Origin of the sequence: Flavobacterium agricola (assembly GCF_025919725.1) — a bacterium.
Lineage (GTDB): Bacteria > Bacteroidota > Bacteroidia > Flavobacteriales > Flavobacteriaceae > Flavobacterium > Flavobacterium agricola.
Genome location: NZ_CP081495.1, coordinates 434,251 through 457,049, shown reverse-complemented (window position 1 = coordinate 457,049; position 22,799 = coordinate 434,251). Strand labels below are relative to the sequence as shown.

The following is a 22,799-nucleotide window of genomic DNA, read 5'->3' as shown; positions in this document are numbered from 1 at the left end:
TTATCAAAGACAGATCTAGTGCTTATAAATATTTAGTATTAGATTTATAGTCGATGAATAAAATACCTGATAAATTTGATTATGTTAGATCACATAAAAGTAAGGACAAGATATTTTATCGTTTCACAGATAATTTTCAAGTAGTATATATTGTAGAAGTCTGTATCTTTAAATACGATGTTTACGTAGTAAAGTTTTATCAAAAAAGACACAGACTTTCAAATAAAAGATTCAATTTTAAGAATGTTGGCATTACAGAAGCCAACATTTTTAATTTTCTTAAAATCTTAAACACTGTATTATCAATTTCTTTAGAGTTACTTCAAGAAAAAAGAGATATTTCATTCGGCTTTCTTGGAGCTCCAACTGAAGAAGAGTTAGATATAAAACTAAACTCAAATAATATTAATATAGATAATACTGTAAGAAACACTATCAAATATAGGATATATTATAGATATTGTAATAGGTATTTAAACCCAAAAGATTTTGATTATGTAACTATAAAAACGACAAGCATAATACTTTTAAAAAATAAAAAATATTTTAACCAAAAGTTAACTGATCAAGACATAGTTAATGAGATAGTTAATAACATATTACCCAACTTGTAAAGTATAAAAACGTATGCGCTGACTTAGCCATATATTTATATGATAAAAAATATACCCGGACTTATTCCGGGTATTTTTTTACCAAAATCTAAATGCAATATGAAAAAGAGTGTTTTACCACGCTTTTAAAATAATATTTTTTTTTTAAATTTTAAAATAATTGAATAATTCTTTTGCTAAATCTTTATTACTCTTTCCTATGTAATTTAAAAATTCACTTTCGGAACTATGCCCAGTAGCGTATATCAAGTACGTTGTTGGTATTGTTCCGTAGAAATTAGTAGCAAAAGATCTTCTGCCGATATGAGAAGTTACTAACTCCCATTTTTCATAAACACCCTCTTGTTTTCTGTACTTACCTTTTCCATCAACATCTACAACTTTACTACCAGAAGTTGATTGATTCAAACCTGCAGTTTTACATACTACCTTTATAAAATCATTATACTTTTGGTCTGAAATCTTATAAGGAAACTCACCTCCTCTTTTATCTAATATTTCGATAACTTTTGGATGTAACGGTAGTGTCATCTTCTTAGAAGTTTTTTGTTGTGTAAACTCTATATATTTTATACCATCTTCAATTCTTATCATAGAGGAATTAAATCTCATAAAATCTGAAACTCGTTGCCCGGTAAAACAACTTATAATTAACCAGTCTTTTGCATTTTGTAAACTTTCAGACAATTCAGTTTCTTCAATGGATTCGATTTTATCAATATCTTCTAAGGTTAAATAAATCTTATCGATTCTAACGCGATCAAGCCTTAAATTATCCAATTGATGGCTTACTTCCAATCCTAAGTATTTAGCGTGTTTACAAAAAGTCTTTATGGCCACTAACTCACGCTGCATCGTATTAGCTGAATAGTTTTCTTGAATTAAAAACTTAACCCATTCTTTTTTGAAATCTTCGTTTATATCCTTGATTAAAATTTTCTTCTTTCTTTTTTTTTTTCGAAACGCTCCAACTTATGCTTAACTACATTGTATTTTTTAACTGATGTTAGCTTCATTTCGTTTTTGCGATAATCAATATAAAAATCTATATAGCTAATTAAGTCTTTGGGGATTTCAGATCCCACTTCATCTTCTATATTAGATACTGGATTATAATATAACTCAATTTGATCTTCAAGCCATTTTTTATTAACCACATCAATAAGTTTTGATTGTGGAACTGAATTAAAAGCAGATAGTAGATAGGTTTTTATATTTTCAATTTCAACATTAATACTATGTTGTTTTGCTTTTATTTCTTTAACCCAGTTTTGCTTTTCAATATCCTTATAGTTTGGAAAGTCAGATTTGAAATGAAACTCATCCCAATATTTTTTATCAACTTCAATTCTCGATCTAGTGTAAAAAGATTTTGGATTTTTATCTCCTTTGATACGATATGATAATCGTATTTCTAAAGGAGCTATTTCTTTTGTAGATCGAAATGAAAAGGATATTGCAGACATTTTAACTTGCTTTTGTATTATAAAACAAAAATACAAATTTGCACACACTTTGCACACAAAAACTAAATCTACTAAGAAAGTCAGAAATTAGAAACATTACAAAAAACACGAAAACCCTTATTTTACAGCACTTAAGAAGATTTTAAATTTACACCATTTTCTAGGACATTCAATATTTGTGCTCTCAGCGGCTCCACAAACAAAAAACGCAACTCGTTACTAAATAACAAGTTGCGTTTTTTTATTCTTTTCAGTTGCAGACTGTTCTGCAAATTATGTGCTATAATTAGCAAAATTAAAAAAAATAATTTACCTATTGTTTATTCGTTAAACGTTCAATAAAAAAAGTAACAAGCGCATCACTAGCCGTAGGATGTTCAGCAGTAGCAGTTATAGTATTATTAACAATTGCTGTTAACCTATATACTTCTCTAGAATTTATTAATGATATCATATATTGAATGTAATCACGATTACCAATATGTGGCTGCTCTGCAGAAATTATATGCCAAAACGTTTGATCTGTAGAGTTATATGCTGGTATTGTGTTTTTTATGTTGCTTGAGTTATTAGGACGAACACTTAAAAAACTTTCATTCTTTCCATAAGTTCCTCCACCTGATCCTAATTTCATTTGGTTTACAACTACATTATCTTTAACGTCATTAAGCAAAGCAAATCTTACAGGTCTTCCTCCAGCATCTCCCTTTTTAGCGTCAAAATAAACAGCAATATTTCCAATTATTGTTAATGAATTTTCACGCACATTATCGTCTATTATTGATGTTGTAGCTGTGTACTCGATTGATTTTACTTCTGGGATATCTATTTCTGGTAAGCCTTCAACAATTCCTAAAACACCATTAGCATCAACAACTACAGTATTAACAGCAATAAAATCTTGATTTTTTTGATCAGACGCTGTACCATCGGGTAATGTTGAAATAGATTTTTGTTTAAGATGCTTAGGTAACTCCGTAATTCTCGATGTACCATTTACTTGAAAACTTTCTGTCGGTTTAATTGTATTAATTCCAACTCCATTTTGTGCAAAAAACTCATTAAAAGAAAAAAAAAGCTAATAAAATTAAAATGACTTTAATCATGTTTTAAATGTTTTAAATATGTACAACTTTGGAACGTATAAAAACACATGATATTGCATTACTTGAATTTTAAGTTAAAATAAGTATTTACGAATACAAATGCATTAATTCAATGTAAAAAAAAACAACAATTTAAGTAATTAAACAAATTTGGTTGTGTTTATTAATTATATTAATTCAATTTTAAGCTTATTTACAATAAAAAAGCACTATTTTCAATTATAAAACAAAAATTAATTTTATGAAACACTTAAACTTGCATAAAAAAACAGAAATGGCAGCTTTAAAAAGGACATTTATAATTGCATTCACAGTTTCTATTTTTTCTTCGGTTCTAGGTGCTATTATGAAGTTGAATCACCTAGAAAGTGCGTTTGCTTTTCTTACAATTGGCATAATTGCATCAATAACTTACATAATTATGGGAATTTACCTTGTAAATAAATCAACTAAACTAACAAGTTCTAAAAAGGTTTTATGGACCATTGGTTTTATAATGTTTAGCTTTTTTACAGCAATCATTTATTTAATCAACTATAAAAATAAATAAACTTATTTAAGCAAAAATGTTTGCAATACGCTTAATTTTTTTTGAAATTATATTTTAAAATCAAGACAAGAATTAACGCATTTAAACGTTAATAATGGTATAAAAGTTAATTTATAAAGAATACAAATTGAATAGTAATTTCAAAAAAAAAGTTATTTATTTCTCTAAAGTTTGCATTTTTTATAATTTTGCAGCGAATTTTACTATTTATTTCATTAAAAAAACATTTACATGCCAAAATTACCAAGAATTCGAACAACGTTTAGTAAATGGGTAATTATACCCAGTTTAATATTTATAATAGGAGTTTGCTTGCTTGCAGCAATTTTTCCAAATGTTACCGAAAACTTACTTAACGTTATAAAAAACTTCATCTTCATAAACCTAAATTGGGTTTATGTTTGGGCTGTAACCATTTTTATATTCTTTTTGTTTTACTTAGTATTTAGTAAATACGGCGATATTAAGTTGGGTAAAAACAACAGTAAACCTGACTATTCCTATTTTACCTGGATTTCGATGCTTTTTGCTGCCGGAATGGGAATTGGATTGATGTATTTTAGTGTGGCAGAGCCCATGCAACATTTTTCTAACGAAGTTTTTTCGGGCAATGATGTAATACAAAGAGCTAAAGATGCCCAAATGTATACGTTTTTTCACTGGGGCATTCACGCTTGGGCCATTTATGCCGTGGTTGGTTTAGCCTTAGCTTATTTTACTTACCGTTACAGCTTACCACTTTCTTTACGAAGCTGCTTTTACCCTATTTTAAAAGATAAAATTAAAGGGAAATGGGGAAATGCAATTGATGTTTTTGCCCTTTGTAGTACGTTTTTTGGTATTACTACAACCTTAGGTTTTGGGGTAGTACAGATTAGTTCAGGGTTATATACCTTAGGTATTATTTCAGAAAACAGCATCATAAGCCAAGTAATCATTGTTTCTATTTTGGTCACTTTATCAATCTTATCAGCAGTTAGCGGGGGTAGATAAAGGCGTAAAAATATTAAGTTCGGTAAATATTATTGCCGTAGTTGTTTTATTGGCCTTTGTACTTATTTTCGGACCAACCGTATTTTTAATTGGTAGTTTTACTGAAGGATTAGGAACCTATATTTCTAACTTTTTCAATTTAACATTTAGCACGCATGCCTATAACGATACCATTCAACCTTGGTTTCACGATTGGACCATTTTATATTGGGCATGGTGGATTTCTTGGGCACCTTACGTAGGTTTATTTATTGCAAAAATTTCTCGTGGACGAACCATTCGTGAATTTATTACCGCTGTATTATTAATACCAACTTTATTCAACTTCATTTGGATGTCGGTTTTTGGTAACACAGCCATTTGGTTAGATATTAACGTAGCCGACGGAGCTTTAAGTTTGTTATCTATCAATCCAGATGCTTTAATGTTTGAGTTTTTTGATTTTTTACCTTTTAGTCAAATAACTAACTATTTAACCATTAGCATTATCATTATTTTCTTTGTTACCTCAGCCGATTCTGGTTTGTATGTAATGAATAGCATAGCAACAAAAAACGCACGTATTTCGCCTAAATGGCAAACCGTAAGTTGGGGAATTTTATTAGCCGTTTTAGCCTTATTATTATTAAACGCAGGCGGATTAAATGCTTTACAAAGTATGACCTTAATTACAGCCTTACCATTTGCTGTAATCATGTTATTGTTTATTGTAAGCTTAGTAAAAGCCCTTTCTATTGATAGCAGTTATTACGAAAAAGATTTTTCGGTATCTACCGTACCGTGGTCCGGAACCATTTGGAAAGAACGTTTAAAACAAATTATTTCGTTTAAAGACGATAAAACCGTAACCAACTTTATTAATACCAAAGTAAAAGCTGCTTTTGAAGAATTAGAACAAGAATTTGCTAAAAATAACATAGAGGCAAAAATTAACACTTTTGAAGACCAGCAACGTATAGAAATTGAAATTAAGCACGATATGGTTAACAATTTTAAATACGGAGTTAAAAACGAACGTAAAATTGTTTCTGATTATTTGTTAACCGAAGAAAATTTACCGGATATTAAAGAAACCGATACGTATTATCCGAAATCGTATTTTGGGGACGATCGTGAAGGTTACGATGTTCAATTGTTTACCAAAAACGAATTAATTTCAGACGTATTAAAACATTACGATCGTTTTCTAGAAATCATCTCAGAAGAAAAAAACGAAATGTTTATTAGCAGCAATGCCAATCACAGATTAAAATAATACATACAACCGCAATTATTTTGCTACAATTAATAACCTTAAAAGGCAAGAAAGTTTCTTCCTTTTAAGGTTATTTATTATATTGAACCCATAATTGTAAAAACAAAACAAACTATAATAGCGCAATGTAGCGTTATATATTCTTAACAAAACACTCATGTCAAATCATCCTACGCCTAAAAATAAGCCGTTTATCATGCTATGGAAAATCGGTGCCAAAAAAACATTAGTTTTAGAAACCGAAAATGATTACGCTTACGTTATTCAGCCAGAAAACAGCAATGAAATTATTACCCAAGCAACAGGTAATGACGGAAAAACTGAAATTACTTTTCCTGATAGCGGAATTTATAAACTTTTAATTTACAGCACACAGATTTTTAAAGTGAAGCATTTAGGTAATGTAGATCCGGACAATCAATTTTTAGATGTTTTACAATGGGGTGATATAAAATGGCACCCGGTGTTGTCATTTCTATTTTTTGATTTACAAGATTTTAAAATAAGCGCAACCGATGCTCCACATTTTTCTGAAGATACATCTTTAAAAGGCATGTTTAAAAATGCAACGCATTTTAATTCTAACATTTCTCATTGGAATGTAAATCAGGTAACTGACATGTCGTACATGTTTTACAATGCCAAAAGCTTTAATCAAAACATAAGCAATTGGGATGTTTTTAATACAATATCAGTTTCGCATATGTTTTACGGGGCAACTAATTTTAATCAAGATTTAACCAATTGGAATTTAGGCAGTGCCATTCATAAAGATGCCATTTTTAATACGCCAGAACAAAGCATTACTTGTTTAGGAGCCGAGAATTTAAAAAACCATGGCATGTCAAATACCTTAAAAATAATTCTTGCAGCTGCTGCAGTTTTAGGTTTATTAGGTTATTACTTTTTTACATAAAAAAAAGCACAGCATAAGGCTGTGCTTTATTCGATAAACTCAAAATAAAAAAACGTAAAAAAATAATCAATTAAATGTGTTTTCAATATAAAAAGATAACGCATTTTAGTATACAATATTATTTTTTTTGTTAAAAATTTGTATGTTTTTTTGTTTTATGGCGCTGACAATTATCATTTTTAAAACATAAAAGCTAGTTTATTTTTGTTAAAACAACCAAAACTATGACTTCTTCTTTAATAAAAAAGTACAATGTTCCAGGGCCAAGGTATACCAGCTACCCCACTGTTCCGTATTGGGAGCACGAGCATTTTACTACCCAACAATGGATTGATAGTTTGCAAAAATCGTTCGAGGCAACCAACCAATCACAAGGAATTTCCTTATACATTCACTTACCTTTTTGCGAAAGCTTATGTACATTTTGTGGTTGTCATAAACGCATTACCAAACGTCATGAAGTTGAAAATCCGTACATAAAATACGTATTAAAAGAATGGCAAATGTATTGCGATTTGTTGCCAGAAAAACCCATTATTAAAGAGATTCATTTAGGCGGCGGAACTCCAACTTTTTTTTCGCCAGAAAATTTAGAGATTCTACTTACCGGAATTTTTAGCACCGCTAAAATTCATCCCGAACACGAATTTAGTTTTGAAGGGCATCCTAACAATACCACACGTAAACATTTAGTAACGCTATACAACTTAGGTTTTAGACGAGTAAGTTTTGGTGTACAAGATTATGCCCCCAACGTACAACAAGCTATTAACAGAATGCAACCCTTTCATAACGTTGCAAAAGTAAGTTTATGGGCAAAAGAAGTTGGATACACCTCAATTTCACACGATTTGGTTTTTGGTTTGCCTTTTCAGAAATTAGAAAATATAATTGATACCATAGAAAAAACAAAATCTATAAATCCCGATCGCTTATCTTTTTATTCCTACGCGCACGTGCCTTGGATTAAAGGAAACGGTCAACGCGGTTTTAAAGATGAAGATGTACCAAAAGATACCGCTAAACGTGAGTTGTACGAGGTAGGGAAAAAACTGCTTTTAGAAAAAGGTTATGAGGAAGTTGGCATGGATCATTTTGCGTTAAAAACAGATAGCATGTATCAATCTGCAATAGCAAAAAAATTACATCGTAATTTTATGGGTTACACACATTCTAAAACCCAAGTAATGATTGGGCTAGGTACCTCATCAATTAGCGATTCGTGGTATGCTTTTGCGCAAAACGAGAAAGAAATTGAGCAATATTATGCCGCTTTAGATAAAAATGAATTACCCATTTTAAAAGGTCATTATTTAACGGAAGAAGATTTAATAGTACGTCAGCATATTTTAAATATAATGTGCCATTTTGAAACCAATTGGGAAGAACCAGCTATGCAGTTGCCCGAATTAAATCAAATAAAAATGCATTTGCGCGAATTAATTGCTGATAATCTTATTATAATTGAGAACCAAAAATTGCGCGTTACTGAAATCGGAAAACCTTTTATTCGTAATATTTGCATGGCTTTTGACTTACGTTTGTTAAAAAACAAACCCGAAACCCAGGTTTTTTCGTTAACTATTTAATTTTTAATCCTCATCAATCCAATTTTAGCTGACAATTTTAGTACAATTGAAGTGGAAATATTAAAAAAAATACGCAAATTTGCTTAAAATTAATACTCAAATTACTTATTATGCCAACAATTTCAGCTAAAGGAAAATTGATGCCAGAATCGCCAATTAGAAAATTGGTTCCGTTCGCAGAAGCATCAAAAAAAGAGGAAATAAAGTTTATCATTTAAACATTGGACAACCCGATATAAAAACCCCAGAAGTTGCTTTACAAGCTGTTAAAAATGCTAACATTACGGTTTTAGAATATAGCCATTCTGCCGGATTTGATTCGTACCGCACAAAACTTGCAGCTAAATATCAAGAACAAGGCATTGAGGTAACTAAAGATGATTTAATTATTACTACCGGTGGTTCTCGAAGCTTTATTATTTGCTTTAGGTTCTACAATGGATAAAGATGATGAAATTATTATTCCTGAACCATTTTATGCCAATTATAACGGATTTGCAGTTTCGTCTGACGTTAAAGTTGTTCCGGTAATTTCTGGTATTGAAAACGGATTTGCTTTACCTGCAATTGCAGATTTCGAAAAGTTAATTACGCCTAAAACAAAAGCTATTTTAATTTGTAACCCAGGTAATCCAACCGGATATTTATATTCTAAGGCTGAAATTAATCAATTGGCAGAACTAGTAATTAAACATGATTTATTTTTAATTGCTGACGAGGTTTACCGCGAATTTATTTACGATGCATCAGAAAAACATTTTTCTGTAATGAACGTAAAAGGCATTGAACAGCATGCTATTATGATTGATTCGGTTTCTAAACGTTACAGCATGTGCGGAGCACGAATTGGTTGCATTGTTTCTAAGAATAAAGAAGTTATGGCTGCTGCCATGAAGTTTGCCCAAGCACGTTTATCACCACCAACTTATGCACAAATTGCTTCAGAGGCTGCATTGGATACACCTCAATCATATTTTGAAGAAGTTATTGCTGAATATAAAGATAGAAGAGATACATTAATTACTGAATTACAAAAAATTGATGGTGTTGTAGTTTCTAAACCAAAAGGTGCTTTTTATTGTATTGTAAAATTACCGGTACAAAACGCTGATGATTTTGCGCAATGGTTATTAGAAAGTTTTGAGTTGAATAACGAAACAGTTATGGTTGCACCAGCAGCAGGTTTTTATTCTACACCAGGAGTTGGTTTGGATGAAGTACGAATTGCTTACGTTTTAAATAAAGAAGATATTATTAAATCTGTACAAATTTTAAAAGCAGCTTTAGCACAATATAACAAATAAAAAAAGTCCGATTTAAAATCGGACTTTTTTGTTTTATATCAAGGTATTTAGTTTTTAGCTTTTAAACCTTTTAAATTAAATGCCAAAGCAATAGCAAAAACACCTACAATTACTAAACCACATCCTAACCAAATAACAGCAGTAAATCCGGCTAAAACTGGGTTTAAAATCATAATTAAACCAACAAAAACACCTAAAATAGATAAAGCTAATAAACTGCCCCAATTTGGTGTACCGTAATGTTTTAAATCAATTGAATAACTAATTCCAGAAACCGAGCGGAATAAAACCCAGAATCCAATAAAATAAGCTAAAACTTCCATGCTTTCTAAAGGGCGTACAAATAAAATAAAACCAATTACGGCAGTTAATAATCCCCAAGCCAAAGTCCATCCCCAATTATCTATTTCATGACGATTTGCAATTGCGAATGAAACTTCTGACAAACCAGAAAACAAAAAAGTAATAGTAAATACAATAGTTAAACTTTCGTACGCGGTCATCGGGCTATAAAAGCTATAAGCTCCCATAAAAATAAATAGTAAACCTGCTAACAAAGGTACCCACCAATGTTTGATTGAATTTTTAATTGATTTTGTAAAAGTCATTTTTTTAGTTTTTAAATTATATTAGTTAAACTAAAAAATATAACTTTTAGTGTATGACTAGAAGATAAATGATTTATTCCTTAATAATTAAAATAGAAGCTTTAAACCCGGTAGCCAAATCCCATCTATTTTCTAGCATTTGCTTTCCGGTATCGTCCACAATTTTAAATTGTGCGGTATTTGGTCCTGAATAACCTTGGTTTAGGGCTTCAAACTCTACCTTATTAAATCCAGGAGTTAAACCAATTTCTACCGTTTGATAAACTTCAATTAAAGATACGTCCGCACGAACGGTTAATCCGTTTACCATAATTTTAATCCGGTCGCCATCTACGGCAGCATAATCTTTAAACATAAGTTTAACCGAATTGGCAGTAGTTCGTAATTCGCCAAAAGATTGATTGCGTCTAAAAACCTTGCTATCATCTTCATTAATATTACTTTTTACAACAATATCACGTTGTAATTGGTATGGCATGGTAAATTTTTCATCTTGGTTGAACTTATTTTTATCTTTATCACCAATTAAATATCCAGAATTTGGTTTTTCAATTTTATACTGTGACTTAACTTCAATCGGTTCAAATTCTATTGGATTAAATTTAGATTTTGTTTCTGTTTTTTCAAATCGAATAGCTGGCGATTTACTTACATTTTGATCGCGATCCATAGCTTTCGGTATAATAACGCTAGTAGCATTATTATCTTTTTGCGCCCATCCTGCAAGGGTTCCACAGCATGAGATAAGCAAAAGCAATAATTTTTTCATTGTAACTTATAGTTTGTAATACGATACATCAAAAGCTGTTCCGTTTTTAAAGATAATCTATTTTATAAATAACTTTAAGAAATATTTATTTTTTTATAATTTTTAATTCGGTTAACCGTTATATTTAATATTTAAAATTAGATTAGCATTATTTTTGATAAATAAAGCATTGTAATTCAAGATAAATTGTATAATTTCGAGGCCCCTTAAACTATCTAATTCATAACTCATTAATTGTCATTAAAATAAAATGTTTCTGGAAAATTTAAAGTTCAACACGTCCAACGATTATTTGGATGATTGTTCTATAGAAATTACACTAACTTTTGTTAGTGATGCATTAAATAAAAATGAAATCACAACGGCTCTTGGTATAGAACCAACTTTTGCGTGGAATGCGAACGAAGTTTTAGAACTTGGTTCGTCAAAAAAAATCAGAGTTGCTGATACAGGCAAATGGTCTTTAAAATCGGTTACTAAAATAGATAATTTAGATGCTGGTTTAGAACTTTTTTTAAAAATTTACCTAAAGATAATAATGTATGGTTGCCTTTAACAGATAAGTACGAAACGTACATTGAAGTTACAGGATATACAAACATGTGGAATCACAGCTACAACATTTCTAGCAAAACTTTAAAGCTTTTAACAGCTAAAAACGTATCGCTTAGCATCGATGTTTATAATATGAACATTGACGAAGCGTATTTGTAACTTTCCTTCTTTCTTTTCCTTATTCCCCTTTTCCTCTTTTACACATAAAATGTATAAAGTTTACACGTAAAACTTATCATTTTTCTTTAATCAAACAAGCCAACTCCCAATAAATAGGCTGATTAACAAAAAAACAACAAAGATTATCTAAATTGGCATTTAAATTGCGTTATATGATATAGATATTCTTATTGTTTATGAAACTTACAACAAAAAACACCGTTTATATTATTTGTACCATTCTTGGTTTTACAGCATTATCTCTTTCTTTAAAGAGCTGTAATTTTGGTGCTTCTAAAAATGACGAAGATAAAAACAAAGCATTGGCTTTGCCTGCATTAAAAATTGATACAACTACAGCCTTTGTGGTTAAAGATTATATTGGTACCATTGAAGGTAAATTAAACGTAGAAATTAGATCGTTTGCAGAAGGAATTTTAGAAGAAATTTATGTAGACGAAGGAGATTATGTAGAAAAAGGCCAAGCCTTATTCAAAATTAATCCATTGCCGTACCAAGAAATATTAAACAATTCTATTGCTAGCGAAAACGTTGAAAAAGCAAAACTAAAAAATGCGCAATTAGAAATTGACCGTTTACAACCTTTAATTGATAACGAAGTAATCGCGCCTGTGCAATTGCAATCGGCTATAGCAAATTACGAAGTTGCAAAAGCGTCATTAGCAAGTGCTTCAGCAGCAGTTGCGTCAGCAAAAATCAACTTAGGTTTTACGTTAATTAAAGCACCTATTAGCGGCTATATTGGTCGTATTCCTAAACGTGTGGGTAACTTAAATACCAAAGGTGATAAAGTGCCGTTAACCGTTTTAACAGACGTTAGTGATGTTTATGTTTATTTCAGCATGAGTGAATCTGATTATTTATATTTTACAAAAAACAATGCTAACGATTCTATTAAAAATTCGTTAGGAAGTATTATTCCTGAAGCTAAATTAATTTTGGCCGATGGTAAAGAATACAACAAATCTGGTATTGTTGATGCTGTAAACGGTCAGGTTGACCGAAGTACCGGATCTATTTCTTTACGAGCAACTTTCCCGAATTCGCAAGATATTATGCGTTCTGGAAACACCGGAACCATAAAATTAAGAGAATCTAAAAACGGCGTAATTTTAGTTCCGCAAGAAGCAACAACAACTATTCAAGACAAAATTTTTGTTTACTTACTAAACAAAGACAACACCGTAAAACTTCAAGAAATTAAAGTTGATGGTACGGCTAATAAAAAATATATTGTTGTAGACGGATTAGCTATTGATGACGTTATCATTCTAACAGGTTTTAATAAGTTTAATAAAGAAACGATTGTAAATCCTATTTTATAAAATTCGCGCTCCGAATTTTTAATCAAGAAAAAATACTATGCTAAAATCTATCATAAGTCGTCCTATTTTGGCTATCGTGATTTCTGTTATGTTTATCATGTTAGGTTTAATCGGGCTTTTTAAATTACCTATTACCCGTTTTCCAGAAATTGCTCCACCAAGCGTTTCGGTTGCTTTATCCTATCCCGGAGCCAGTGCCGAAACCGTAGCTCAATCGGTATTATTACCGGTAGAAGAAGCTATTAATGGTGTAGATAAAATGACCTACATTTCTTCACGCGCAAGTAATAGCGGTGCAGGTACAATTAATGTATATTTTGAAGCAGGAACCAATCCAGATCAAGCTGCAGTAAACGTACAAACTCGTGTATCTAAAGCGTCATCACAAATTCCTGCCGAAGTTATTGAAGCTGGTATTTCTGTAACTCCACGTCAAAGTGGTAATATTATGACCATTAATATCTTTTCAGACCATGAGCAAGGTATTTACGACGAAACCTTTTTACAAGCGTATTCTCAAATTAACATTAACCGAGAACTTTTACGTGTTCCAGGTGTTGCTGCAGTTAGCCGTGTAGGTGCTCGTGATTATTCAATGCGTACCTGGATTAATCCAGAAAAATTAGCAGCTTACAACTTAACGCCTCAAGATTTAATTAAAGCCATTCGCGATCAGAACTTTGAAATTGCTCCTGGTAAATTTGGTGAAGCATCTGAAGAAGTTTTTGAAACAACTTTACGTCACAACGGGCGTTTTAGCTTGCCCGAAGAATACGAAAACGTAGTAGTAAAAACTAACGAAGACGGATCTGTTTTATTTTTAAAAGATGTAGCTCGTGTTGAATTTGGTGCATCTAACGTTGGTAGTGATAACAGCGTAAACGGCTTTCCGGGTTTAACTTTAAATATTACGCAAACAGCAGGTTCTAATGCCCGTGATATTGATATTGAGGCACGTGAAGTTTTAGAAAAAGTTTCTAAATCATTTCCTGATGGTATTAAATATGAAATTACCTATTCGGTTAAAGATCAAATTGACGAATCTATTAACCAAGTTAAAACTACCATTTACGAAGCCTTTTTATTAGTATTCATTATTGTCTATCTGTTTTTACAAGATTTCAGATCAACCATTATTCCCGTAGTTACCATTCCTATTTCGTTATTAGGTACTTTATTCTTTATTTACCTTTTAGGATTTTCTATAAACATTTTAACCATGTTTGCCTTGGTTTTAGCTATTGGTATTGTGGTAGACGATGCCATTGTTGTGGTAGAAGCCATTCACGAAAAAATGCATGCAACAGGTATGAAAGCAAAAGAAGCAACTTTTGCTACCATGGACGAGATTACAAAAGCCATCTTTTCTATCACAATGGTTATGGCTGCCGTGTTTTTACCTGTAGGATTTATGGAGGGACCAAACGGAATTTTTTACAAACAATTTGCTTATACATTAGCTATTGCAATTTTAATTTCGGCGGTATGTGCCTTAACCTTAACCCCTGCCTTATGTGCTTTACTATTAAAGCAACAAACACACAGTCCGGCTGAAACAAATAAACCACAATCAAGAAAAAATAGATTTTTTGAAAAGTTTAATATTTGGTTTGACAAACTAACCAACAAATACGGAGCTATTGTTAACGAATTCATAGTAAATAAAAAGCTTAGCTTAGGTTTATTAATCATCATTACATTGGCAGGTATTTTTACCATGACAAAAACGCCTTCAAGTTTTATTCCAACAGAAGATGATAGCTTTTTAACGTACTCGATGACTATGCCTCCAGGTGCATCGTTAGCACGTACCAAAGTAATTTTAGAACAAGCAGATAGTATTTTAAAATTACGTCCAGAAATTGCAGGAATGACAAACATTTCGGGGTACAATACCATTGATGCAACAGCAAGTTCATCTTTTGCCGTTGGTTACATCAACTTAAAACCAATTAAAGAACGTGGCAATATTCAGGATATTAATGAAATTATTAAATCGTTCAATGCCGATTTAGCCAATATAAACGGAGCAACCTTTCAAATATTTGCGCGCCCAACCGTACAAGGTTTTGGTGATTTTAGTGGAGTTGAAATGGTATTGCAAGATCGTTTAGGTGGTAAATTTGACCAATTTGATGAAGTAGCAACCGAATTTATTGAAAAACTAAATCAGCAACCTGAAATTCAAAATGCATTTACCTCTTTCAATGCCGATTTCCCACAATATATGTTGGATATTGATTACGTAAAAGCCAAATCATTAGGCGTTGATGTTAAAGAATTAATGACCACCATCAGAAGTTATTTTGGTCGTGTTCAGGCAGGAGATTTTTCTCGTTTTGGTCGTCAATATCGTGTATATATGCAAGCAGATGTTGATTTTAGAAACGATCCGGAAAGTTTTAAAAATATTTTTGTTAGAAATAAAAATGGTGAAATGCTTCCGGCAAATACTTTAATTAAATTACGTAAAGTTTTTGGACCAGAAACCGTTAACCGTTACAACTTATTTAACGCCATTGCAGTAAAAATTACTCCTGCAGATGGATATAGTACCGGTGATGTGATCGAAACTATTGATCGCTTATCGCAAGAATTACCAGGTAACTATTCGTACGAATATACCGGAATGACATTAGAAGAAAAAAATCAAGGCAACCAAGCCGTAGTTATTTTTGGCTTAAGTATTGTTTTTGTATTCTTTTTATTAGCGGCACAATACGAAAGTTTTATGTTACCTTTTGCTATTTTATTAGCTGTTCCAACCGGTTTATTTGGTGTTTATACGACCATTAACTTTGTTGGTTTACAAAATAACATTTACGTGCAAGTTGGGTTAATTATGTTAATTGGTTTGTTAGCCAAAAACGCCATATTAATTGTAGAATTTGCTTTGCAAAAACGCCACGGTGGCGCAAGCATTGTTGAAGCTGCTATTGAAGGTGCTAAAATGCGTTTACGTCCTATTTTAATGACTTCGTTTGCTTTCGTTGCAGGATTAATTCCGTTAATGTGGACCGTTGGTCCATCTGCACAAGGAAATCATTCAATTAGTTTTAGTGCAGCCGGCGGAATGATTTTTGGAGTTTTTACCGGAATATTTTTTATTCCATTGTTATTCTGCATTTTCCAAAACTTTGACGAAACGCTTAAAGCTAAGTTTAAAAACAATTAAGCATGAAGAAAAACGTACTATATATTGGTTTATTTGTTGCAACATTTGCTTTTCAGGCTTGTGTTCCTCAAAAAAATTATAAAATAAAAACCTTTGACATGCCACAAAGTTACCGTGGTATGGATACGCTAACGGCACAAAACGATAGCTTAGAAGCAATAAAGGTTTCTTGGAAAGATTTTTTTAAAGATGAAAAGCTAACCGGTTTAATAGAACAAGGTTTGGTATATAACTTTGATGTTCAAAAATCATTAAAGAATATAGAAATTGCCAATCAAAGATATGCTCAAGCTAAACAAGAATGGTTACCTAGCATTAATGCTAATTTAGCCAATTCCAATTACCAATTCCGATCTAAAAACTTTTACAGCAATCCGTCGGGCAATTATTACGACCAAAAAGGCAAAGATGCGCCAGATACGTATTATTTATATACCGCTCAAAACGCATCTAACATAAGCTTATCTTGGGAAATTGACATTTGGGGTAAAATAAAAAGCCAGAAAGCAGCAAGTTTAGCAGCGTATTTACAAACTAACGAAGCACAAAAATTAATACAAACTACGGTTGTATCTAAAATTGCCGAAGGATATTTTAATTTGTTATTGCTAAATGCCCAATTAAAAGTTGCCCGTTCTAACTACGATTTAAATAAAAACACATTACGTTTTGTTGAATTGCAATACGAATCTGGAAAAACAACAGCTTTAGGTATTCAGCAAACGCGATCACAAATGTTGGTTGCAAAAGCCTTAATTCCGAGGTTAGAACGCCAAATCATGATTCAGGAAAACGATTTACAACTTTTGGTAGGTAATTTACCAGACGATGTAGATGTAAACGCAATTGCGATTGATGATTTGTTAGAAAACGATTTGTTATCTAACAACATTCCGTTACAAATGGTTTCTTTACGTCCTGATGTTAAAGCAGCAAATTTAGAACTACGCATTAAAAATGCTGAAGTTGGCGTTACCCAAGCAAACCGTTATCCGAATATAGAAATATCATTGGTTGGTGGAGTAAATAGCTTATTTACCAAAAATTGGTTTGATATCCCTGGCTCTTTAATGGGCGGAATTGTTGGCGGTATAACACAACCTATTTTCAACAAACGCAAGTTAAAAACGGCTTACAAAGTTGCATTATTAGAAAGAGAACAAGCCGAAATAGATTTTCAGAAAACCGTTTATACAGCAGTTAATGAAATTTCTGACGCCATTATAACCATTAATAAACTTAATGAAGAGCTTGAAATTGCTAAAGAGCAGCTTGAAACTGCTCAGTTAGGTACCAAACAAGCTACCATGTTATTTAATAGCGGTTATGCCACGTATTTAGAAGTTGTTAATTCACAACGTGTTGCCTTAAACACCGAGCTAGATTATAACGAATTAAAGCTAAATAAATTAAACGCTCGTATCAAATTATACAAAGCTTTAGGCGGCGGTTGGGACCAATAAAAAAAGTAAAAATGTGCTGTATTTTTCTGCATAAAAGCTTTTAATTTTAAGGATTTTTCAATATATTTAAATAAATATTATAACCTATTTATACTATTTAAGTACATTTTAGAGTTGTAATTTTTAAACTAGTTTTACACTATAAATTTAGAAACAACCAATTAAAATATTTTTATCTTTTATGACAACCCAAGAAAAACTAGATCGCTTTTTAAAAGTTCAAGAACTTACTTTCGATAACGCGCTTCAGGAAATTTCATTAGGAAAAATTGAAAGCGAATGGATGTGGTACATTTTTCCACAAATGCGAGGTTTGGGTTTTTCCGAAACTTCTAAATATTACGGCATTGACAATTACGAACAAGCACAAGCATATATAGAACACGAGGTTTTAGGACCGAGATTAGTAGAAGCTTGTGAAAAGGTACTAGAACATAAAGGCAAATCAATACGCAACGTATTTACTTACCCAGACGATTCTAAACTAAAATCATCTATGTCATTATTTTGCATCTTACCAGAAACGCATCCTATTTTCCAGGAAGTTTTAGATACTTTTTTTGATGGTAAAGTTGATTTTAACACCATTACATTATTAAACGAAACCTTTGTAAAATAAAAAAAGAGAACCAATTGGTTCTCTTTTTTGTTATTCTTATTTTAATGATGTTTTCTATCTTTTAAAGTAAGTAAAAGTTCTTCGTTGTTTTGCGTATTTTTAATCGCTTCTTTAACGAAAGAAATAGATTCGATTGCTCCTTTATCGTTTTTATCATTTTTATCCGAAATACGATCAATTGCTAAATAACGGAAAGCTGATAAACCTAAATCCAATTCTTTTTGTAATAATAAATCATCACGACGTGTTGATGAATTTAATAAATCTATAGCTGGGTAAATGCGTTTGTTAGATATTTTACGATCTAACTGTACCTCCATATTACCAGTACCTTTAAATTCTTCAAAAATAACCTCGTCCATTTTAGATCCAGTTTCGGTTAAAGCTGTTGCAATAATGGTTAATGATCCACCGCCTTCAATATTACGTGCAGCACCAAAAAAACGTTTTGGTTTTTGCAAGGCATTGGCATCTACCCCACCCGATAATACACGGCCCGATGGCGGTTGAGTGGTATTGTAAGCACGAGCTAAACGCGTTATAGAATCTAATAAAATAACAACATCATGCCCGCACTCTACCAAACGTTTGGCTTTTTCTAATGTAATATTTGCTACATCAACGTGCTTTTTAGCAGGTTCATCAAAGGTTGATGCAATAACTTCTGCATCTACATTGCGCATAATATCTGTAACTTCTTCCGGACGCTCATCAATTAATAAAACAATTAAAAAAGCTTCAGGATGATTGGCAGAAATAGCATTAGCAATTTCTTTAAGCAAAGTTGTTTTACCCGTTTTAGGTTGCGCCACAATCATAGCACGTTGTCCTTTTCCGATTGGAGCAAATAAATCAATAATACGAGTTGATTCGGTAGAATTTTTTCCGTCTAATTTAAATTTTTCGGTAGGAAATATTGGTGTTAAATGCTCGAAAGCAATTCGGTCTTGAATGGTTTTAGGATCGAACCCATTAATTTTAACTACTTTAATTAACGGATAATGTCTTTCCTGATCTTTTGGTGGACGAACTTCGCCACAAACGGTATCTCCGGTTTTTAATCCAAATTTTCTGATTTGAGATTGTGAAACATAAATATCATCTGGAGATTGTTGGTAATTAAAATCGGCAGAACGTAAAAAACCGTTTCCGGTTTCAGAAATATCTAAAACGCCTTCTGCTTCAATAATCGGGTCAAATTCAAAATTTGGATCTTTAAACTTGTTGCGTGTTTGATGGTTGTGTTTGTTTTCTGCTGGTTCATGAACCGCTTCTTCAACAACAATTCCTTCTTCAACTTCAGTCGGAACTACATCTTTAGTAGTATTTGCTGTAGCTTCGTAAACTTGTGTTTTACGTTCTTTATGCGGTTTACTTTCGTGGGTTGTTTTTTTAGCTTCCGAATTCGGTTGTTTTCTATCTTCAGGTTTACGTAATCTATTTCTGAGCTTAGTACCGTTATTTTCTGTTGCTGGCGTTGCATTTTCATTAGGCTCGGCAACAACTTCAAGTGCTAGTTGAGTACTGCTATTTTCTGTAGAAGCTGGAGTAACTTTTTTAGTTCTTCCGCGTTTGGGTTTATTTGCTTCGGAAACATCGGTTGAAGATGTTTGAGATTCTTCCGTTTTTGTATCGGCCTGAACTTTAAGCAAAATTGCTTCTATAATATCATTTTTTTTAGGAGCAGAAGTAAATTCAACGGCAAGGGCCTTGGCTATTTCTTTTAAATCTGCAACACTTTTTTTCTTTAAATCAGATGTGTCAAACATAAAATGTTTTGAAATTAAGGGTAATAATAAAATTATTATTTTTTAGGTAGATTATTAAAAGGCATTTTAACAATCAAAAAGTGAAGTACTTACATTATTTATAATGCAATAATACAAAAAATATTGTTTTTACAATAGTTTTTTAAAAAAACTTATAGTACTTTTGCTAAACACAACAATAATTAAACCTATGTTACAACGAATTCAAACCCTTTATATGGGAGTTGTTTTTATTTTAAGCGGTGTACTTTCTTTGGTGTTTCCGTTATGGACCAATGCTAAAGGTGAGCTTATTTACGCACCACATAGCGGCATTTTTATTGGCCTATTTGGTATTTCTGCTGCTTTAGCTGCTTATGCCATTATTACCTACAATAACCGAATGAAACAGTTTGTGGTTAACAGACTGAATATGATATTAAACGTTTTATTACTAGGATTATTTGTATTTCGATCACTAAATTTATCCGGAGAAAGTGAAATTTCTGAGAAGGGTATTGGGATGTTTCTTCCTGTTCTATCTATCTTATTTTTGGTTTTAGCGAACCGTGCCATTAAGAAGGACGAAGATCTTGTAAAATCTGTTGATCGCTTAAGATAAACCTATCATCTTAGTTTATTAGTGCGTAGAAAAAACCGAAGGAAATCCTTCGGTTTTTTTGTTTTATATTTATCGAGCATCAAGCTCAATTACTTCTAAATTTTTAATTTCACCTGCATCAACCTCAAAGCGCAACATGGTTCGAACTTGATGAAAACCGTGTTTACCCACAGCACCGGGATTCATATGCAAACATTTTAGCTGCTGATCAAACTGTACTTTTAAAATATGTGAATGACCACAAATAAATAATTTTGGCGGATTACGTTTAATTTCTTCTCGCACCTTTACATCGTATTTTCCGGGATATCCTCCAATATGAGTGATCCAAACATCAACACCTTCGCAAACAAATCGGTTATGTAAAGGAAATTCCGCTCGTGCTTTGTTATCGTCAATGTTACCATAAACCCCACGTAAGGGCTTAAATTTTTGAATTTGATCGGTAACTGTTAAATCACCAATATCGCCTGCATGCCAAACTTCATCAGCTTGTTTTACGTATTTTAAAATCGTTTCGTCAATATGGCTATGCGTGTCAGAAAGCAATAATATTTTTTTCAAAAAAATTAGTTTTGTTGGGTATAATGTAAAATCAGTTCTTCAATGGCATCAATGCAAACGCTACAAAAATCGGTTGCAGTATTGGTATGCATTCTGCAATCTTGGTGCGGAATGTAAACTTTACCACCTTCAATCCCCACATAAACACCAACTTTATTTTTATTTTCGGCTGTGTAAGGCGTTGGAACTGGGGTTGATGCATCAAGTTTAGCTTGCCATTTACTTTCAAAATCAACTAAGGTTGTGTTGTTTTTAACCCAAGGTTCTACCTCGTTTTTATGAGCATTGTCCGAAAAAATATCGTTTGCATAAAAATATTCGTCGCCCAAGCCAGCAAAGCTATGCCCAAGTTCGTGCACAACAACAGCATCAAAAGTTTTATCAAACAAGGTAACTAACGTATATGCATTATATATTCCGGCTCCGCCATATTGGTTGGAATTTGCAATAATTAAAAGATGATCGGTTGGCCTATTAACCAGCACATCGTGCATTTTAAAAACTTTGTTCGTGGTTAAATAACGTTCTGAGTTAAACGTATCAAACGTAGTTTGAGCAATGGTATTTTTAAATATATTTTTACTTGGAATAGTAACGCCAGCATCTTGCGAAGCAACAAAAACAGCTTGAATAGCAAATTGATTTTTATATTTTTTAAAAGATGGATAAGCAAATAAAGCTTGTACCGCGCGGTTTGCTGCAGCAAAAAACACATCTTTTTCATCAGCTGTAAATCCTTCGGCAACAATAGTAAAGTTTATAGGGCTTTTTGTGCCTTTGGCTTTATTTATTTGTTTTACTTCAATAGGATAAGTAGTTGTTAATGGCTTTATCTTTTTTATTTGTTTGGTAGTAAAACTTTGTTTAAAAACTTGTACCGGTACATTGTTCTCAAAAAAGTTAACTTGAACTACAAAATCATGTTTTGGAGATGGAATGTATAGCACCTGTTCTGTCGTAAAAACTTCGGTTTGCGCTTGAGTTTGTGTTAACCATTCTTGATATAAAGTTGAAAAAGATTGGGTGTAAATTAACTTATTGCTTTGCGCATCATAAACATTAATTTCTGCATCGCCTTGTAACGCATTAGTAGTTAAATTAACACGGCGACCGTTCCATTTTTTTACTTTTTGAACAGCAGTTAAATCAACCGTAGTTTGATGTACATTGCCCGATAATAAAAAATCAAAACGTAACGATTGATTTTTAAAATTGGTGTTAAAAGATTGCGCATGGCTTATTACACAAAAAAGGAAACATAAAAAAGGTAGAAATTTTTTCATAATTTTATTTTGATCTGCATCAAATATATAAAAATGTAAGGAAAGGCTGCGCAATCATTTATAGCTAGGCGATAAATAATGTATATTTGCATATC

At 32.0% G+C, this 22,799-nt stretch carries 21 protein-coding genes and 1 pseudogene; 14 read left to right on the top strand and 8 right to left on the bottom strand.

Annotated elements, in window-relative coordinates; all coding sequences use genetic code 11:
- Nucleotides 1-53: 53 nt before the first annotated feature.
- Nucleotides 54-614, top strand: coding sequence for a hypothetical protein (locus K5I29_RS02210; protein ID WP_264434231.1), 561 nt, complete (start codon nt 54-56; stop codon nt 612-614).
- A 144-nt stretch (nt 615-758) separates the two neighbouring features.
- On the opposite strand, the gene K5I29_RS02205 is transcribed toward K5I29_RS02210, so the two are convergent.
- The 3 genes from K5I29_RS02205 to K5I29_RS02195 form a co-directional block, all read right to left on the bottom strand.
- A complete protein-coding gene (locus tag K5I29_RS02205; RefSeq protein WP_264434230.1) occupies nt 759-1,412 on the bottom strand; it encodes a tyrosine-type recombinase/integrase in 654 nt (217 codons plus the stop codon).
- A 131-nt stretch (nt 1,413-1,543) separates the two neighbouring features.
- The gene (locus tag K5I29_RS02200; protein ID WP_264434229.1) at nt 1,544-2,080 is read right to left on the bottom strand and encodes a hypothetical protein; all 537 of its coding nucleotides are present in this window, start codon (nt 2,078-2,080) and stop codon (nt 1,544-1,546) included.
- Nucleotides 2,081-2,393: 313 nt separating this feature from the next.
- Entirely contained in the window at nt 2,394-2,846 is a 453-nt protein-coding gene (locus K5I29_RS02195; RefSeq protein WP_264434228.1) for a hypothetical protein, read from the bottom strand.
- Nucleotides 2,847-3,427: 581 nt separating this feature from the next.
- On the opposite strand from K5I29_RS02195, the gene K5I29_RS02190 reads away from it, so the two are divergent.
- The 6 genes and pseudogenes from K5I29_RS02190 (at nt 3,428) to K5I29_RS02165 (ending at nt 9,793) form a co-directional block, all read left to right on the top strand.
- The gene (locus K5I29_RS02190) at nt 3,428-3,736 is read left to right on the top strand and encodes a hypothetical protein (protein ID WP_264434227.1); all 309 of its coding nucleotides are present in this window, start codon (nt 3,428-3,430) and stop codon (nt 3,734-3,736) included.
- Nucleotides 3,737-3,967: 231 nt separating this feature from the next.
- Complete coding sequence (locus K5I29_RS02185) at nt 3,968-4,729, top strand: BCCT family transporter (protein ID WP_264434226.1); 762 nt, start codon at nt 3,968-3,970, stop codon at nt 4,727-4,729.
- Entirely contained in the window at nt 4,674-5,984 is a 1,311-nt protein-coding gene (locus tag K5I29_RS02180) for a BCCT family transporter (protein ID WP_264434225.1), read from the top strand. The genes K5I29_RS02185 and K5I29_RS02180 overlap by 56 nt, the downstream gene beginning before the upstream one ends.
- A gap of 157 nt (nt 5,985-6,141) precedes the next feature.
- On the top strand, nt 6,142-6,900 hold the full coding sequence (locus K5I29_RS02175; RefSeq protein WP_264434224.1) for a BspA family leucine-rich repeat surface protein: 759 nt from the start codon (nt 6,142-6,144) through the stop codon (nt 6,898-6,900).
- 224 nt (nt 6,901-7,124) lie between these two features.
- Nucleotides 7,125-8,489: an oxygen-independent coproporphyrinogen III oxidase gene (gene hemN / locus K5I29_RS02170; protein ID WP_264434223.1), complete on the top strand. Its 1,365-nt coding sequence runs from the start codon at nt 7,125-7,127 to the stop codon at nt 8,487-8,489.
- Nucleotides 8,490-8,599: 110 nt separating this feature from the next.
- Nucleotides 8,600-9,793: pseudogene (locus K5I29_RS02165) on the top strand (pyridoxal phosphate-dependent aminotransferase).
- A gap of 47 nt (nt 9,794-9,840) precedes the next feature.
- Here the strand turns inward: K5I29_RS02165 and K5I29_RS02160 are convergent.
- Both K5I29_RS02160 and K5I29_RS02155 read right to left on the bottom strand, forming a co-directional pair.
- Nucleotides 9,841-10,401, bottom strand: coding sequence for an HdeD family acid-resistance protein (locus K5I29_RS02160; protein WP_264434222.1), 561 nt, complete (start codon nt 10,399-10,401; stop codon nt 9,841-9,843).
- Between the two features lie 73 nt (nt 10,402-10,474).
- Nucleotides 10,475-11,170, bottom strand: a complete 696-nt coding sequence (locus tag K5I29_RS02155; RefSeq protein WP_264434221.1) for a hypothetical protein — start codon at nt 11,168-11,170, stop codon at nt 10,475-10,477.
- A gap of 250 nt (nt 11,171-11,420) precedes the next feature.
- On the opposite strand from K5I29_RS02155, the gene K5I29_RS02150 reads away from it, so the two are divergent.
- From K5I29_RS02150 to K5I29_RS02125, 6 genes are all read left to right on the top strand, one after another.
- A complete protein-coding gene (locus tag K5I29_RS02150) occupies nt 11,421-11,726 on the top strand; it encodes a hypothetical protein (RefSeq protein ID WP_264434220.1) in 306 nt (101 codons plus the stop codon).
- Nucleotides 11,717-11,884 (top strand): hypothetical protein, encoded by a 168-nt coding sequence (locus K5I29_RS02145; RefSeq protein ID WP_264434219.1) that lies wholly within the window; start codon nt 11,717-11,719, stop codon nt 11,882-11,884. The genes K5I29_RS02150 and K5I29_RS02145 overlap by 10 nt, the downstream gene beginning before the upstream one ends.
- Before the next feature lie 197 nt (nt 11,885-12,081).
- On the top strand, nt 12,082-13,230 hold the full coding sequence (locus K5I29_RS02140; RefSeq protein ID WP_264434218.1) for an efflux RND transporter periplasmic adaptor subunit: 1,149 nt from the start codon (nt 12,082-12,084) through the stop codon (nt 13,228-13,230).
- Between the two features lie 37 nt (nt 13,231-13,267).
- Nucleotides 13,268-16,405, top strand: a complete 3,138-nt coding sequence (locus K5I29_RS02135) for an efflux RND transporter permease subunit (protein ID WP_264434217.1) — start codon at nt 13,268-13,270, stop codon at nt 16,403-16,405.
- A 2-nt stretch (nt 16,406-16,407) separates the two neighbouring features.
- Nucleotides 16,408-17,868 carry a TolC family protein gene (locus tag K5I29_RS02130; protein ID WP_264434216.1) on the top strand — a complete coding sequence of 487 codons (1,461 nt, stop codon included), beginning with the start codon at nt 16,408-16,410 and terminating at the stop codon, nt 17,866-17,868.
- A gap of 181 nt (nt 17,869-18,049) precedes the next feature.
- Nucleotides 18,050-18,487 carry a DUF1810 domain-containing protein gene (locus K5I29_RS02125; protein WP_264434215.1) on the top strand — a complete coding sequence of 146 codons (438 nt, stop codon included), beginning with the start codon at nt 18,050-18,052 and terminating at the stop codon, nt 18,485-18,487.
- A 41-nt stretch (nt 18,488-18,528) separates the two neighbouring features.
- Here K5I29_RS02125 and rho read toward each other — a convergent pair whose 3' ends face one another.
- Nucleotides 18,529-20,256 carry a transcription termination factor Rho gene (gene rho / locus K5I29_RS02120; protein WP_264434214.1) on the bottom strand — a complete coding sequence of 576 codons (1,728 nt, stop codon included), beginning with the start codon at nt 20,254-20,256 and terminating at the stop codon, nt 18,529-18,531.
- 190 nt (nt 20,257-20,446) lie between these two features.
- Here rho and K5I29_RS02115 point away from each other — a divergent pair, with 190 nt between their 5' ends.
- Nucleotides 20,447-20,857 (top strand): DUF4293 domain-containing protein, encoded by a 411-nt coding sequence (locus K5I29_RS02115; protein ID WP_264434213.1) that lies wholly within the window; start codon nt 20,447-20,449, stop codon nt 20,855-20,857.
- Between the two features lie 69 nt (nt 20,858-20,926).
- On the opposite strand, the gene K5I29_RS02110 is transcribed toward K5I29_RS02115, so the two are convergent.
- Entirely contained in the window at nt 20,927-21,421 is a 495-nt protein-coding gene (locus K5I29_RS02110) for a metallophosphoesterase family protein (RefSeq protein ID WP_264434212.1), read from the bottom strand.
- 5 nt (nt 21,422-21,426) lie between these two features.
- Nucleotides 21,427-22,704, bottom strand: coding sequence for an IgA Peptidase M64 (locus K5I29_RS02105; protein WP_264434211.1), 1,278 nt, complete (start codon nt 22,702-22,704; stop codon nt 21,427-21,429).
- Nucleotides 22,705-22,799: the final 95 nt, after the last annotated feature.